Origin of the sequence: Acuticoccus sediminis (genome assembly GCF_003258595.1) — a bacterium.
Lineage (GTDB): Bacteria > Pseudomonadota > Alphaproteobacteria > Rhizobiales > Amorphaceae > Acuticoccus > Acuticoccus sediminis.
In genome coordinates this window covers 1054897-1069482 of the sequence record NZ_QHHQ01000002.1, presented here as the reverse complement: position 1 = coordinate 1069482, position 14586 = coordinate 1054897, and the positions used below count along the sequence as shown (strand labels likewise).

Annotated in this window: 13 protein-coding genes; 5 read left to right on the top strand and 8 right to left on the bottom strand. The window is 70.4% G+C overall.

What is annotated here, in order from left to right:
* Positions 1-9: 9 nt before the first annotated feature.
* The 3 genes from DLJ53_RS12750 to acnA are packed head-to-tail and all read right to left on the bottom strand — an operon-like array spanning position 10 to position 4507.
* Positions 10-1374: a dihydroorotase gene (locus DLJ53_RS12750; RefSeq protein ID WP_111345652.1), complete on the bottom strand. Its 1365-nt coding sequence runs from the start codon at positions 1372-1374 to the stop codon at positions 10-12.
* Positions 1371-1775 carry a nuclear transport factor 2-like protein gene (locus DLJ53_RS12745; protein ID WP_111345650.1) on the bottom strand — a complete coding sequence of 135 codons (405 nt, stop codon included), beginning with the start codon at positions 1773-1775 and terminating at the stop codon, positions 1371-1373. Before DLJ53_RS12745 ends, DLJ53_RS12750 begins: the two co-directional genes overlap by 4 nt.
* Complete coding sequence (acnA, locus tag DLJ53_RS12740) at positions 1772-4507, bottom strand: aconitate hydratase AcnA (RefSeq protein ID WP_111345648.1); 2736 nt, start codon at positions 4505-4507, stop codon at positions 1772-1774. Before acnA ends, DLJ53_RS12745 begins: the two co-directional genes overlap by 4 nt.
* Before the next feature lie 134 nt (positions 4508-4641).
* On the opposite strand from acnA, the gene DLJ53_RS12735 reads away from it, so the two are divergent.
* Positions 4642-5322, top strand: a complete 681-nt coding sequence (locus tag DLJ53_RS12735; RefSeq protein WP_111345646.1) for a GntR family transcriptional regulator — start codon at positions 4642-4644, stop codon at positions 5320-5322.
* Entirely contained in the window at positions 5319-6233 is a 915-nt protein-coding gene (locus DLJ53_RS12730; RefSeq protein ID WP_111345644.1) for an isocitrate lyase/PEP mutase family protein, read from the top strand. The genes DLJ53_RS12735 and DLJ53_RS12730 overlap by 4 nt, the downstream gene beginning before the upstream one ends.
* 165 nt (positions 6234-6398) lie before the next feature.
* Here the strand turns inward: DLJ53_RS12730 and DLJ53_RS12725 are convergent, their stop codons facing one another.
* Complete coding sequence (locus DLJ53_RS12725) at positions 6399-7352, bottom strand: tripartite tricarboxylate transporter substrate binding protein (RefSeq protein ID WP_111345642.1); 954 nt, start codon at positions 7350-7352, stop codon at positions 6399-6401.
* Between the two features lie 28 nt (positions 7353-7380).
* Positions 7381-8787 carry an FAD-dependent oxidoreductase gene (locus DLJ53_RS12720; protein ID WP_111345640.1) on the bottom strand — a complete coding sequence of 469 codons (1407 nt, stop codon included), beginning with the start codon at positions 8785-8787 and terminating at the stop codon, positions 7381-7383.
* A 524-nt stretch (positions 8788-9311) separates the two neighbouring features.
* On the opposite strand from DLJ53_RS12720, the gene DLJ53_RS12715 reads away from it, so the two are divergent.
* Positions 9312-9755, top strand: coding sequence for a tripartite tricarboxylate transporter TctB family protein (locus tag DLJ53_RS12715; protein WP_111345638.1), 444 nt, complete (start codon positions 9312-9314; stop codon positions 9753-9755).
* 3 nt (positions 9756-9758) lie between these two features.
* A complete protein-coding gene (locus DLJ53_RS12710; RefSeq protein WP_111345636.1) occupies positions 9759-11261 on the top strand; it encodes a tripartite tricarboxylate transporter permease in 1503 nt (500 codons plus the stop codon).
* Positions 11262-11316: 55 nt separating this feature from the next.
* On the opposite strand, the gene DLJ53_RS12705 is transcribed toward DLJ53_RS12710, so the two are convergent.
* On the bottom strand, positions 11317-11841 hold the full coding sequence (locus DLJ53_RS12705) for a hypothetical protein (protein ID WP_111345634.1): 525 nt from the start codon (positions 11839-11841) through the stop codon (positions 11317-11319).
* Positions 11842-12036: 195 nt separating this feature from the next.
* Positions 12037-13134 (bottom strand): branched-chain amino acid aminotransferase, encoded by a 1098-nt coding sequence (locus DLJ53_RS12700; RefSeq protein ID WP_111345632.1) that lies wholly within the window; start codon positions 13132-13134, stop codon positions 12037-12039.
* Positions 13135-13293: 159 nt separating this feature from the next.
* Here DLJ53_RS12700 and DLJ53_RS12695 point away from each other — a divergent pair, with 159 nt between their 5' ends.
* Entirely contained in the window at positions 13294-13755 is a 462-nt protein-coding gene (locus tag DLJ53_RS12695) for an Lrp/AsnC family transcriptional regulator (protein ID WP_111345630.1), read from the top strand.
* Positions 13756-13776: 21 nt separating this feature from the next.
* Here DLJ53_RS12695 and DLJ53_RS12690 read toward each other — a convergent pair whose 3' ends face one another.
* On the bottom strand, positions 13777-14394 hold the full coding sequence (locus DLJ53_RS12690) for a helix-turn-helix domain-containing protein (protein WP_162409167.1): 618 nt from the start codon (positions 14392-14394) through the stop codon (positions 13777-13779).
* Between the last annotated feature and the right edge of the window lie 192 nt (positions 14395-14586).

Here is a 14586-nt window from a genome sequence, read left to right as displayed (position 1 = left end):
CGGACGGGCTCAGTTGGCCCGGAAGAGGTATTGGCCGCCGGCCCCGCCCTCGAGCGCCGGCGCCAGCGCGCCGTTCTCGGCGATGACGTTGCCGCGCAGCACCGTGTGGGTCACCGCGCCGCGGAAGCTCATCCCCTCGTAGGGGGAATAGTCGGAGTGGGACGGGAAATCGGTGTGGCCGACGGTGGTCGTCCCGTCTGGGTCGACGATCGCGAAGTCGGCGTCGTAGCCCGGGGCGATGCGGCCCTTGTCGGCGAGGTTGTACAGCGCGGCGACGTTGCGGCTGGTGGTCGCCGCCAGCGTCTCGATGGCGATCCCCCGCTTGTGGTAGCCCTCGCCCACCAGCACCGGCCAGATCTGCGCGATGCCGGGGAAACCGGCCGATGCGCGCCAGATGTCCGGTCCCTTGGTGGCGCGCTTGCGGGCCACGTGGTCCGAGCCGATCGTCTGGATCGATCCGTCGCGAACGCCCTCCCAGAGGCCGTCGACGTCCGCCTGGGAGCGGAGCGGCGGGTTCACCTTGCCGAGGTCGCCGATGTCGCTGTCGCGCGTCAGCGAGAGGTAGTGGACGCACGTCTCGACGTTGATCGGCGGGCGGTTCGGGTGGCGCATCCGCCGCACGAGGTCGAGGCTCTCCACCGCCGACATGTGGACGATGTTCACCGGGCAGCCGGCCTTCTCGCCGAAGAAGGCGACGCGGAAGACGTTCTCGGTCTCGAGGAAGCCGGGGCTCTGGTCGTCCCAGGCGCCGAGGTCCATGCGGCCCGCCGCCTTCACCGGCTCGCGGAACACCGGGATCACCTCGGTGTTCTCGCAGTGGACGCCGACGACGCCGCCCTTCACCTTCGCGCCCGCCTGGAGCGCCGCGAACAGCAGCGCGTCGTCCACCTCGGTGAAGCCCTTCGCCCGGCCGGTCTCGCCCTTGTACATCAGGTAGACCTTGAGCGACGTGACGCCGAACTTCGCCGCGAGCGCGGGAAACTCCTCCACATGGCGCCGCGCGGTGACGCCGAAGTGGAAGCCGAAGTCGATCACAGATCGGGAAAGGCCCTCCTCGCGCCACGGCCCGGTCGCGGCGTCGAGATCCTCGGAGCGCCAGAAGGTCATGAGGCCGGTCACGCCGCCGAGCGCTGCGGTGCGGCTCTCGGTGGTCCAGTCCGCCTCCTTGGCGCCGAAGCCGACGTGGGTGTGCGGGTCGATCGCGCCCGGCAGGACCCAGCGGTCGGTGCAGTCGATGACGCGGGCGCCCCCGGCCGCCTCGTCCGGCGCGAGAATCGCGGCGATCCGTCCGCCCTTCACGCCGACGCTGCCGCGCCGCACGCCCTCGCCGGGGAAGACGATCTCGCCGTTCTTCAGAACCAGATCGAAGCTCATGCCTCAGTCCCTCGTCCGAGCGCGAGCAGCCGTTCGCCCGCGTCGTTCCATACGTGTTGCTTGACGATGAGCCCGTCCTGGAGCTCGAACCAGTCGCAGAAGCGGATGCCCTCGAAGGGCGCTCCGTCCGGCCACTCGCCATAGAGGGTGCCGGTGATCATCACGTGGGCGCGCGGCCCGCTCTCCCAGGCGGTGCAGCCCGTGATGCGCTTCTTCACGATGCGGTACCGCCCTGAGGAGTTGGCGACGATCTCCTCGATGCGCGTGAACCGCCTGCCGCCGGGAAAGACGATGTCGAGATCGCCCGGGGCGACGAGGCGGCGGGCGGCGTCGAGGTCGCGCGCTTCCATCGCGCCGAGATAGTCGACCGCGAGGTTCGCGGCCCATTCGCACGAGCTCACCGGGCCACCCCCGTCCTGGCGCCGTCCGCTGCGAGCGCCGATTGCAGGATCGCGGCGAAGATGCCGCCTTCGCGCAGGAGGCCGCGCTCATGATGGCCGGCCACGTCGAGCCGCGCGCGGAAGACCGTGCGGCCGCCGTCCGCCGCCACCGCCTCCACGTCGACAGGAGAGCCCGTTCGCGTTGCCGCGTCGAGACCGGCGAAGCGGAACGTCTCGAACCCGGTCAGGCCCAGCGAGGCGACACTCTCGCCCGGCATGAAGACCAGCGGCAGGATGCCCATGCCGATGAGGTTCGCGCGGTGGATGCGCTCGAAGCTCTCCGCCAGGATCACCTTGACGCCGAGGAGCTTCGGCCCCTTCGCCGCCCAGTCGCGGCTCGACCCCATTCCGTAGTCCTTGCCGGCGAGGACGATCGCCGGCCGGCCCTCGCGGCGCAGCGCCTCCGCCGCGTCGTGGATCGTCAGCACCTCGCCGCCCGGGGCGAGGCGCGTGACGCCGCCCTCCACGCCGGGGACGAGCTGGTTCTTCATCCGCTGGTTGGCGAACGTGACGCGGGCCATGAACTCGTGATTGCCGCGGCGCTGGGTGACCGCGTTGAAGTCCCTCGGCGCGACGCCCTGGTCGATGAGGTACTGCCCCGCCTGCGTCTCCGGCAGGATCTCGCCGGACGGGGTGACGAAGTCCGTGGTCAGCGAGTCGCCAGCGACCACCAGCGCGCGCGCCTCCTCGATCACGTCGGCGAGCGCCCCGTCGGACAGCTCGATGAACGGCGGCCGGCGGATGTAGGTCGAGGCGGCGTCCCACGCGAAGGTCGGCCCGGCCGGGCTCTCCAGGCTGCGCCACAGCTCGGCGCCGTCGAAGAGGGTCGCGTAGCTCTTCACGAAGCGCTCGGGGCGCTGGCTCTGCCGCTCCAGCGCGGCGACCTCCTCGTTCGCGGGCCAGATGTCGGCCAGCATCACCGGCCGCCCTTCCGCGTCGGTCCCGAGCGGCTCGGTCGCGAGGTCGACGTCGACGCGCCCGGCAAGCGCGTAGGCGACCACCAGCGGCGGCGAGGCGAGGTAGGACGCGCGCGCCGACTTGTGGATTCGCCCCTCGAAGTTGCGGTTGCCGGAGAGGACGGCGGCGCACACGAGGTCCGCCCCGGCCACCGCCTCGGAGACACCGGGCGCGAGCGGGCCGGACTTGCCGGAACAGGTGGTGCAGCCGAAGCCGACGATCTGGAAGCCGAGCACGCCGAGCGGGTCCATCAGCCCGGCGTCGGTGAGGTAGTCCTCGACGAGGCGCGAGCCGGGCGCGAGCGAGGTCTTCACGTGCGCCGGCACCCGCAGCCCCCTCGCCACGGCGTTGCGCGCCAGCAGTCCCGCCGCCAGCATCACGGAGGGGTTCGAGGTGTTGGTGCAGGAGGTGATGGCCGCGATGAGGAGGCTGCCGTGGTGCAGCGTCGCCCTGCCCTCGCCGAGCGCGACGTCGGCGCTGCCCTCCAGCGCCTCGGGCGCCAGACCGAACCCCTGCGGGCCGACCGGTGCGGTCAGCGCCGTGCGGAAGCGGTTCGCCACCTCGTCCAGCGGGATCCGGTCCTGCGGACGCTTCGGGCCGGCGACGCTCGGCACGATCGCGCCGAGGTCGACGTCGACCGTCTCGCTGTACTCGGGCTCGGGATCGCCGGCGGAGGACCAGAGGCCCGTCGCGCGCGCGTATGCCTCGATCACGGCGACATGGTCGGCGGTGCGGCCGGACTGGGCGAGATACTCGACCGTGCGCGCGTCGATGGGGAAGAAGGCGGCGGTCGCGCCGTACTCGGGCGCCATGTTGGCGATGGTGGCGCGGTCCGGCACCGAGAGGCTCGCCGCCCCCGGCCCCGTGAACTCCACGAAAGCGCCGACGACGCCCACCTGACGCAGCCGTTCGGTGATCGTCAGCACGAGGTCGGTCGTCGTCGAGCCGGCGGGCAGCGCCCCCGTCAGCCGGACGCCGACGACGCGCGGAATGCGCACGAAGTACGGCAGGCCGAGCGCTGCCGACTCCCCGTCGATGCCCCCGACGCCCCAGGCCAGCATGCCGATGCCGCCGACCATCGTCGTGTGGCTGTCGCACCCGAGCACGAACTCGCTCGCCAGCACCTCGCCGCCCGCCGGCAGCGCCACAGGGGCCACGACGCGGGCGATGCTCTCCAGATGCACCTGGTGGATGATGCCCGAGCCGGGCGGCACGACGCTCAGCCGGTCGAACGCCTGCTCCGCCCACTTGAAGAAGGCGTACCGCTCGCGGTTGCGCCGGTACTCCTGGGCGATGTTGTGCTCGCGCGCGTCCGGCCGCGCGGCGACGTCGACGATCAGCGAGTGGTCCACCACCAGCGTGACAGGGACGGCGGGCTCGACGCCGCGCGGGTCGCGCCCCTTCGCCACGAGCGCGTCGCGCGCGGCGGCAAGGTCCATCAGCGCCGGCAGGCCGCTCGAGTCCGGCAGCATGACGCGGGCGGCCGACAGCGGCACGGCGATCTCGGGTGATGCCGCGGTCCAGTCGCGCACCGCCGCCATCTCGGCGGCGACGTCCGCCCCGGAGAGGGCCTGCAGGGCGAGGTTCTCGAGGACGACGGCGAGCACCCGCGGCAGGGCGGTCCCGCGGCCGACGAGAATGCGCGGCAGGTCCACGGCGGCGAAGCGGCCGGCGTCGCCCGCTCCGGCGGTCAGGAGAGGAATGGGGGCAGCGCCATGCGTGGTGCGTTCATCCATGTCGGTTGGATAGTTCTGGCCCGCAAAAGTGTCAACACTCTTGTCCAGGTGGCCCCTGTTGTGGCATTGCGCGATTTACAGGGCCCGCACGAGCCGCTAATTTTGATCAAAAGTGTCGACAGAATGGAGCGAGGATGTCCGGTCAGCAGCGAACCCTCGTCGACACCGTCTTCGAAGGAATTTTCCAACTGATCCTCAGCGGAGAAATTCCCATGGGTGGCATCGTCAACGAGGTCGCCCTGGCGGACCGCTTCAAGGTCAGCCGCGGACCCGTGCGCGAAGCCATCAAGGCGCTCGAGGGCCGAGGCCTCATCCTCAAGGAACCGTACTTCAAGGCCCGCGTCGTCGATCTCGACGGACAGGATATGGTCGAGATCTTCCAGCTGCGCGAGAGCGTCGAGGGAATGAGCGTCAAACTCGCCACCCAGGTGATGAGCGACGAGGCCCTCACCCGCCTCCTCTCCGACTTCGAGCGGGTCGGCGGCGATGGCAAGGTGCTCGACCTCCACGCTCGGATCGCGCGTGAATCGGGCAACCGGCGCATCCAGTCGCTGCTGTGCGACGAACTCTACTACCTCCTGAGGCTCTATCGCGCCCGGGCCGGGTCCACCCCGGGCCGGCACGACACCGCCTCGGTCGAGCACTGGCAGATCCTGCGCGCGATGAAGGCGCGCGACGCGGACCTCGCCGAGTCGCTCATGCGGGCGCACATCGCCCGTGCCACGGAGGCGCTCCAGCGCCTTCGGGACACCCCGTCCGCCGCCGCCTCCACCGGGGCGGGCGACGGCCGCCGAAGAAAGGATACTGAAGCGTGAAACCCACCCAGCGTCTGCGCGCGCTCCTTGCCGGCGACGAGATCCTCGTCTCCCCCGGCGTCTACGACGGCTACAGCGTGCGCCTCGTCGAAAAGATGGGCTTCAAGACCGCCTGCACCACCGGCGCGGGCCTCGCGAACGCGCGCATGGGTTTCGAGGACGTCGGCATCATGGGCCTGACGGACAATCTCGACGCCTGCCGGATGATCGCGGGCTGCGTCTCGATCCCGGTGATGGCGGATGCCGACACCGGCTACGGCAACCCGGCGACCGTGTGGCACACCACGCGGCGGTTCGAGGATGCCGGCGTCGCGGGCATCAACATCGAGGACCAGGTCAGTCCCAAGCGCTGCGGCCACATGGCCGGCAAGGACGTCATCGACATGCGCGAGATGGCGAAGAAGATCGAGGCGGCGTGCAACGCCCGCCGCGACGACGACTTCGTCATCCTCGCCCGCACCGACGCCATCGCCGTCGAGGGCCTCGAGGGCGCGCTCCGCCGCGCCAGGCTCTACGAGAAGGCCGGCGCGGATCTCATCTTCGCAGATGCCATCAAGGGCGAGGAGCAGATCAAGGCGCTGGTCGACGCGGTCGACATCCCCGTCTCGGTCAACATGGGCTTCGGGCTGCGCTCGCGGCCGACGACGCCGCTCATCCCGATCAAGCGCCTCGCCGAGCTCGGCGTGCGCCGCGTGACCCTGCCCCGCATGCTGCCCGCCGCCGCCCTCAAGGCGATGGAGACGGTGCTGGCGCTCCTCAAGGAAACGATCCCGACGGGCGACGTCGTGGACCGCCCCGACCTTCTCGCCTCGATCGACGACATCTGGGGCCTGATGGGGTTCGAGGAGTTCAAGGCGCTGGAGGCCGAGTTCAACGACATCGAGAGTGTCGACACCACGGTCGCGGGCTGACCCTTCCGGCCAGCCGCAAAACGAAACGGGCCGCGCTGTGCGCGGCCCGTTTTTGTTTGTCCGTCGTCCCGGGACCGGGTCCCGCCCGAGCCGGATCGTCCGGCGGGGCACATGGGTCGGGGATCAGGGCAGCGGCGCCCGCCGGGGGCGGGCGCCGGGCATGCGTTACTGGACGGAGAGCGTCGGCAGGAGGTCGGCGAAGAACGCGTCCTCCTTCTTGAGGACCTCGGCGAACTCGGCCGGGTCGGCATAGTCGACCGCGGTCAGGCCGCTCTTGGCGAAGGTCTGGAACGTCTCGCCGGCGGCAGCGGTCTCGGCGGCCGCGGCGATCCTGGCGACGACGTCCTCGGGCGTGCCGGCCGGCGCCCAGAGGCCCGTGTTGGGCGGCAGGGCGAGGTCGACGCCGCTCTCGACGAGCGTCGGGACGTCCGGCGCGACGGCGGTGCGCTCGGCGCTGAGCTGCGCGAGGGCGACGAGCTTGCCCGCCTCCGCCTGCGGCAGGATCGCCGAGGCGAAGCCGAGGACGAGGTCGACGTCTCCGGCGACGGTGGCCGCGACCGCCGGGGTCACGCCGTCGAACGGGATGTGGAAGAGCTCGACGCCGGCCGCGCGGGCGAAGGCCTCTGCGGCGATGTGGGTGGCGCCGCCGGTGCCGGCGGAGCCGTAGCTCACGGCGCCCGGGTTCGCCTTGGCGTACTCCACCAGCTCCTCCACCGTGGAGAACGGGGCGCCGGTGCGCGCGGCCATCATGTTGGGGCCGACCGCGACGCGGGCGACAGGCTCCAGCGAATCGAAGTCGTAGGGCAGCTCGCGCTGGTGCGGCGCGACGGTCTGCACCGAGGAGACCGCGAACAGCAGCGTGTAACCGTCCGGGTCGGCCTTGGCGACGGAGGCCGCGCCGACGGTGCCGCCCGCCCCCGGCTTGGTCTCGACGACCACCGGCTGGCCAAGCTCCTTGGACATGCCCTCGGCGAGGGTACGGGCCATCGTGTCGGTCGAGCCCGGGGAATAGGGCACGACGATCGTGATCGGGCGGGTCGGGAAGTCCTGCGCCATCGCCGGCGCAAGGCCGAGCGCCAGGACCGCCGCGGCGGCTAGCCCAGTGAGTTTCAGTTTCATCCGCAATCTCCAAGATGGAACATGTGGTTCATTCCGCGGCGCGCTTTGCGGCGGTGTCCCTGGCGGCGGCACGGCCGGCAATGTAGCCGAGGCCGAGCGCCGAAAGGAGGCCGTTGCCCGACACGTAGCCCCTGCCCCCGGCGCGCCCGCTGATCCCCGCCGCGGCCCCGCCGCCGGCGAAGAGGCCGGCGATCGCGCTGCCGTCGGGCCGCAGCACGCGGGCGTCGTCGTCGATCATCAGACCGCCCTGCGTATGGAAGAGGCCCGGGGTGATCTCCGTCGCGCGGAGCGGCGCGCCGAGCGGGCCGAAGCCCCACGCGGTCCGCCCGAAGGCGTCCTCGCCGCCCGCGGCCGCGTTCGCCGCATCGGCGAGCGTCGCGCCGAGCGCGTCGGCGTGGACGCCGATGGCGTCCGCGAGATCGGCCGCGTCGGCGCCGGCGGCGGCGTCGCCCATCTCGGCGATCTCCGCGAATTCGGGCTGGCCGCTGGCGACGTCCGCCTCGATCCGGGCGTCGTAGATCATGTAGAGCGGCGCATCGGCCGCGGCCTCGACGCCGGCGAAGGCGGAGTAGCCGAGCGTCTCGTCGCCGATGCGCCGGCCGTTGCGGTCGACGATGATCCCGCCGCGCTCGATCACCGTCCAGGTGACGAGGGCGCCGCTCCGGCGCGCGAGGCCGGCGTGGCCCTGATAGGCTCCGAGGTTGCCGGTGGCGGCCCCCAGCTCGAGACCCCAGGCGAGCGCCTCCCCCGTGCTGCCGGGCGCGCCGGCGTAGGTCGTGCCGCGCGCTTCCGGACAGTGGGCGGCGACGAGGTCTGGCGCGCCGCCGAAGCCGTTGGAGGCGAGGATCACCGCGCCCGCCCCGATCCGGCTCTCGCGCCCCTCGGCGTCGCGCGTCACGACGCCGACGACGCGGCCGCCGCGCAGGATCAGCGAGGTCGCGGGCTGGCCTAGCGCCACGGGGATGCCGCGCGCGCTCGCCTCGCGCTCGAGGTCGGCGACGAGGTCGGCGCCGCGCCGCGAGGGAGGCGCATGAAGGCGCGTGACGCTGTGGCCGACGTGGCGGTAGGTGCCGACGAGGGTCAGGGTGACATGGGCCTCGTCGATCAGCCACTCGACGAGCTCGGCCGAGGTCGCGGCGAGGCGGCGGGTCAGGTGCTCCGCCTCATGCGGGCCGCTGACCGCGAGGAGATCGGCGACGAACCGCTCCGGCCCGTCCTCGACCCCCGCCTCGGCCTGCAGGCGCGTGCCCGCGCCGGGGATCGAGCCGCTGGAAAGGAGGGTGTTGCCGGCGAGGCGGGTCAGTTTCTCCACGACGGCGACGCTCGCGCCACCCGCTTCGGCAGCGATCGCGGCGACGAGGCCGCAGCCGCCGGCACCGACGACGAGGACGTCGATCTCGATGTCGAACGCGTTCGAGGTTGGGTCGACCGTCATCGCCTGATCCGCTCATACACAGAAGTGTCAACACTACGCGTGTCCTGCGTGACGGATCAACACCTTCGTCACAATTCCCGCCGGGCGACCGCAAATTGTCAGCCTGTCCGCGTGCCATGCGTCCAAAATCCGGGCTGCGGCGACAGATGCGACGGCAGCGCATATGACAGCGCCGAGTCATGCGACGGCGTAGTGTTGACAGTTCTGTGCGTTCTTGTCATTCGGCACGATACGGTTCGGAGGCGTGCGGGATGAGCTCACCAATGGCGTCGCGGTCGGCTCCCGCCCCCTCCGGCGGGCACCGCGGGTGACGGCCCCGGCTCCGGTCATCGCCGGCATGCGCGGCGCCCCCGGCGTCGGGCGCACCGCCGCCTCCTCGCCCCGGGCACCTGCGCTCCTCCGGCCGGGCGCCGGCGCCGGGAAGGCGACCGGACAGCCGAGGGACGTAAGATGCGCCGGCAAACCGCGGGTCGGACCATGAGGCCCGCCGTACCGCGCCCGAGGCCACAGCAGGACGAGGAACAGTGAAGCGATACCGCAATTTCCAGGAGATCGGCGCCGGCCTCGTCATCGCGGCAGTCGGCGTGGCGGCGATGATCGTCGCGCGCGACTACCCGTTCGGGACGGTGGTGCGCATGGGACCGGGCTTCGTGCCGATCATGCTGGGCGCCCTCCTCGTGGTCCTCGGCCTCGGCGCCGCCTTCCTCGGCCGCGGCCTGCCGGCGGTCTCGCTGGACCTGCACCTGCGCCCGGCGGTCCTGATCCTCGGCGGCATCCTCGTCTGGGTGGTGCTGGTGGACTGGCTCGGCTTCGTCCCCGCCACCTTCGCCCTCGTCGCCATCTCGGCCCAGGCCGAACGCGACATCAAACTCCACGAGACCGCCGCGCTCGCCGCCGGACTGACCCTCGTGGGCTATGTCCTGTTCATCCGCGGCCTTCAGATCCCGATCGCCGCGTTCGGGAGCTGATTGATGGATCTCCTTTCCGGCCTCGCACTCGGGCTTCAGGTCGCGATCACGGGAGAGGCGCTCCTCTTCTGCCTGATAGGCGTCTCGGTCGGCATGTTCATCGGCGTGCTGCCCGGGATCGGCCCGCTCGCCGCCGTCGCCATGACGCTGCCGATCACCTACCACCTGCAGCCGATGAGCGCGCTCATCATGCTGGCGGGCATCTTCTACGGCGCCCAGTATGGCGGTTCGACCGCCTCGATCCTCCTCAACCTCCCCGGCACGTCGACGACCGCGGTCACCGCCCTCGACGGATACCCGATGGCCAAGCAGGGCCGCGCCGGCGTCGCCCTCTTCATCACGACGCTGACGTCCTTCTTCGGTGGCTGCTTCGCCATCGTGCTGGTGATGAGCTTCGCCCCGGCGCTCGGACAGATGGCGCTGAAATTCTCCTCGGCCGAGTACTTCTCCATCATGCTCCTCGGCCTCGTCGCCGCCGCGACGATGTCCCTCGGCTCGCCCATCAAGGGCCTCATCTCGGTGGTCGCCGGGCTGTTGCTCTCGACGGTGGGCATGGACCCGACCTCGGGACACATCCGCTACAGCTTCGGCGTGCTTGAGTTGCAGGACGGGCTCAACCTCGTCGCCATGGCGATGGGTCTCTTCGGCGTCGCCGAGCTCCTCAAGAACGCCGGCAAGCCGCGCGAGATGAAGCCGCAGAAGGTGCGCATGCGCGAGCTCATGCCCACCCGGCAGGACCTCCGCGAGTGCTGGCGCCCGGCGATTCGCGGCAGCTTCGTCGGCTCCTTCATCGGCATCCTGCCCGGCGCGGGACCGACGCTCGCCGCCTTCCTCGCCTACGCGGTCGAGAAGCGCGTCTCGCGCACGCCCGAGAAGTTCGGCACCGGGGCCATCGAGGGCATCTCCTCGCCCGAGGCGGCCAACAACGCCTCCACCCAGGCGGCCTTCATCCCGACCCTCGCCCTCGGCATCCCGGGCGACGCGGGCATGGCTGTGCTGCTCGGCGCCATGATGATCCACGGCATCACGCCGCGGCCGGAGTTCTTCACCACCAACGCCGACCTCTTCTGGGGCCTCGTCGTCAGCTTCTGGGTTGGCAACCTGATGCTGCTCGTCCTCAACATCCCGCTGATCGGCTTCTGGGTGCGGATCCTGACGATCCCGCAGCGGCTGCTCTTCCCGGGAATCCTGTTCTTCATCTGCATCGGCGTCTATTCGGTGAACAACAGCCCGTTCGACGTGATGACGGTGATCGTCTTCGGCGTCCTCGGCTACCTGATGAACGCCTTCGGCTACCCCACCGCGCCGATGCTGATGGGCTTCATCCTCGGCCCGATGCTGGAGCAGCACTTCCGCCGCGCGCTGCTCTTCTCGCGCGGCGATATCCTGACCTTCGTGGAGCGGCCGATCAGCGGCGCCTTCCTGCTGGTGACCGTCGTGCTGGTGGCGAGCCTCGCCCTCCCCATGCTGCGCGCCAAACGCAAGCTCGCCGCGCTCGAGGACTGAGCGCCCGAGCCCCGACGGCGGCGCCGTGGCACCAGCGCCACCGTCGGTGCCGGAGTCAGCGCCCGGCGGAGCTGGCGCCGCGTTCCGTCTCCGGCGGGGTGGGCGCGCCGGGGGAGCGTGGCGCGGGCGACGAGGGCTTCGCCGGCTGGCCCTTCCCCGGCTCGTAGCCGATGCAGCCCTTGACGACCTGCGCGCAGGCGGCGTCCTCCGCGCCCATGACGTCGTTGGCGCCGGCGTAGGCGACCTCGCTGACGCGCCCCCCGGCGAAACGCATCTGGGCCCGGCATTCCGTCGTGCTGTTCTGGGAGAAGCTCGGCCCGGGAATCGGCACCAGCAGCGTCTGCAGCGTCGGCAGCGTCACCGAGGTCCCGCCCGCCGAGCTGCGCTCGTAACTCCAGATCTCGACGTCGCCTTCCATGACCGTCTTGGTCGGGAAGCCGGCGCACATGCGCAGCTCCGCCTTGCTGAGACCGACGATGTCGACCCGCCCCTCCGCTGCGTCACGGGCATCGGCGATCGCGCAGCCCGCCAGCGGGGCCAGCACGGCGAAAAGGAACAGCGCACGAGATATAAAGCGCATGTCATCCGATCATCCTGAACTGTCAGTGGATTAGGCCAACGTGTGCCAGCCCATTCCGATCCGACAAAACTCTACGACCGGGTCTGCCACTCGCACCGGAACATGGCCTTCTCGTGGCCGAAAATGCGATATTTCGCAGACAGTTGCGCCGCACGGGGCACCGTCGCGGCCGCGACAGGACCCCGCAGCCGCCGATCAGAACAGCCGGTCGAGCCAGCCGTGCGGGTCCGGCGCGCGGCCGAACTGGATGTCCGTCAGCGCCGACTTGAGGCGCGCGGCGACCGGCCCCGGCCCGCCGTCGCCGATGGTGAACGCCTGCTCGCGGCCCTTCACCTCGCCGATGGAGGTGACGACGGCCGCCGTGCCGCAGGCGAACGCCTCGACGAGGCGCCCGCTGCGGGCGTCGGCCTGCCACTCGTCGATGCCGTAGCGCTCCTCGCGCACGGTGAGGCCCATGCCCCGCGCCAGCGTGATCAGCGAATCGCGGGTGATGCCGGGCAGGATCGTTCCGGTCAGCGGCGGCGTCTGCAGCGAGCCGTCCTCGAACACGAAGAAGACGTTCATGCCGCCGAGTTCCTCGACCCAGCGCCGCTCGACCGCGTCGAGGAACACCACCTGGTCACAGCCCTGCCGCTTGCCCTCGGCCTGCGCGACCAGCGCCGCGGCGTAGTTGCCGCCGCACTTCACAGCACCGGTCCCGCCGGGCGCGGCGCGGGTGTACGTGTCGGACACCCACAAGGTCACCGCCTTGTCGCCGGACTTGAAATAGGACGCGACCGGGTTGGCGAGCACGCAGTAAAGGTACTCCGATGCCGGATCGGGCACGAGGTCGGCGTCGACGCCGAACATGAAGGGGCGGATATAGAGCGAGGCGCCCTCCGCGCTCGGGATCCAGTCCCGGTCGGCGCGAACCAGGGCGCGCACCGATTCGACGAAGAGCTGCTCCGGCAGCGGTGCCATCGCCAGCCGCTCGGCCGAGCTCTGGAAGCGCCTCGCGTTGGCGTCCGGCCGGAAGAGCGTCGCGCCGCCGTCCGGCAGCCGGTAGGCCTTCAGGCCTTCGAAGATCTCGATCGCGTAGTGCAGCGTCTTGGTCGCCGGGTGCATGTCGAGGCCGGTGCGGGGGCCGATCTTCGCGTCGTGCCAACCGCGATCGGGCGTGTAGCGCATCGTCGCCATGTGGTCGGTGAAGACGCGGCCGAAACCGGGCGCGGCGATCAGGCCGGCGCGCTCGTCATGGCTGGCGCAGTCGGGATTCCTCTCGAGAAGGAATGCCCCCTCAGTATCCTGTTTCACGATGTAAGCCTTCGATATTCACCTGGGCATTCGGGAATGATCCGCCAATCGCCGCGGAATCTGATTGCGAAGATGCCCCTTGATGCACACTGTTCGGAATTTCGTGCCTCCGATATGTGGCACCTTAGCACGATGTGCCAAATCCCGCGTGGGCCGCAGATGGTGAAGCTCGACGACATCGACCGCAAGATCCTGCGGGAGCTGCAGAAGGACGGGCGGATCTCCAACCTGGAGCTGTCCGAAAAGGTCGGCCTGTCTCCCTCCCCGTGCCTGCGCCGGGTGCGGATGCTGGAGGACACGGGGCTGATCGAGCGCTATGTCGCCGTCGTCAATCCCGCCCGGGTCGGCCTCGGCCTCACCGTGTTCGCGCGGGTGTCGCTGATCTCCCAGGACGCCGCCTCGACGGACCACTTCGCCCGCTGCGTCATGTCCCTCCCGGAGGTGATCGAGTGCCACCTGATGGCCGGCGAATGCGATTTCCTGCTGCGAATCGTGACGCGCGACCTCGACGCCTACCGCGCCTTCCAGGTGGAGCATCTGACGCGCATCGAGGGCGTACGCAGCGTCAAGACGGACATCCCCATGCAGCGCATCAAGCTGACGTCCGAGCTGCCGGTCTGACGCCGCCCGCCCGCGCCCGGCTCAGCCGTCGGCGTCGCTGGCGAGTTTCGGCGCGGTGGACTGGGTGTTGACCCAGAGGATCTGCGCCTGGGTGTTGCCGCGGTTCTCGAACTGGTGCGGCAGGCTGCTGTCGAAGCCGAAGCTGTCGCCGGTGGCGAGGACGTAGACGCGGCCGTCCACTTCGAGGTTGAGGCTGCCGGCGACCACCACGCCCGCGTCGTGCCCCTCGTGGGTGTAGCTGCCGTGGCCGGAGGCGGAATTCGGCTCCATCGTCACCATCATGAGCTGGAGGCCGTTCACCGAGAGCGGCGTCAGCAGCGTCTTGGAGATGCCGCCGGCGGTGACGTTGAGCTTCGCCCCCTGCCCCTTCCGGACGACGACGCCGTCGCCCTCGTTCTTCTCCGACGTTTCGTCGAAGAACCACGAGAGGGGCACGCCCGCGGCGGCACCGATCTTCTGCAGGGTGCGCAGCGAGGGGCGCGACAGGCCGCGCTCGAGCTGGCTCAGCGTCCCCACCGACACGTCGGCACGGCGCGACAGGTCCTGCAGCGACAGTGCCTGACTGCGGCGAAGGTCGCGCAGCTTGAACCCCAAGCGATCCACATCCGTCGGGCCGTCCCTCTCGGCTCGATCCGTCATCCCTGCCCCTCTTCGGACCGTCGTCGACGATCTCAACCTTTCATAGTTCATGAAAGTGAAGGCAACAAGCGTTCACTTTTCTGAAGCACTGAACGGCCGCTCGCTCAACCACCCGAATCGATTGAACGTTCATCACGAGTGGGATCATAAAGTATGAAAATTGGGCTTGCATAGCCTCGTGTGAAGTGAAAA

Bases quoted from the DNA above. Each gene is read 5' to 3' on its own strand.
- DLJ53_RS12705 (WP_111345634.1), bottom strand. From the start codon at position 11,841: ATGCGCTTTATATCTCGTGCGCTGTTCCTTTTCGCCGTGCTGGCCCCG.
- DLJ53_RS12710 (WP_111345636.1), top strand. From the start codon at position 9,759: ATGGATCTCCTTTCCGGCCTCGCACTCGGGCTTCAGGTCGCGATCACG.
- DLJ53_RS12720 (WP_111345640.1), bottom strand. From the start codon at position 8,787: ATGACGGTCGACCCAACCTCGAACGCGTTCGACATCGAGATCGACGTC.
- DLJ53_RS12735 (WP_111345646.1), top strand. From the start codon at position 4,642: ATGTCCGGTCAGCAGCGAACCCTCGTCGACACCGTCTTCGAAGGAATT.
- acnA (WP_111345648.1), bottom strand. From the start codon at position 4,507: ATGGATGAACGCACCACGCATGGCGCTGCCCCCATTCCTCTCCTGACC.
- DLJ53_RS12750 (WP_111345652.1), bottom strand. From the start codon at position 1,374: ATGAGCTTCGATCTGGTTCTGAAGAACGGCGAGATCGTCTTCCCCGGC.
- DLJ53_RS12695 (WP_111345630.1), top strand. From the start codon at position 13,294: ATGGTGAAGCTCGACGACATCGACCGCAAGATCCTGCGGGAGCTGCAG.
- DLJ53_RS12690 (WP_162409167.1), bottom strand. From the start codon at position 14,394: ATGACGGATCGAGCCGAGAGGGACGGCCCGACGGATGTGGATCGCTTG.
- DLJ53_RS12725 (WP_111345642.1), bottom strand. From the start codon at position 7,352: ATGAAACTGAAACTCACTGGGCTAGCCGCCGCGGCGGTCCTGGCGCTC.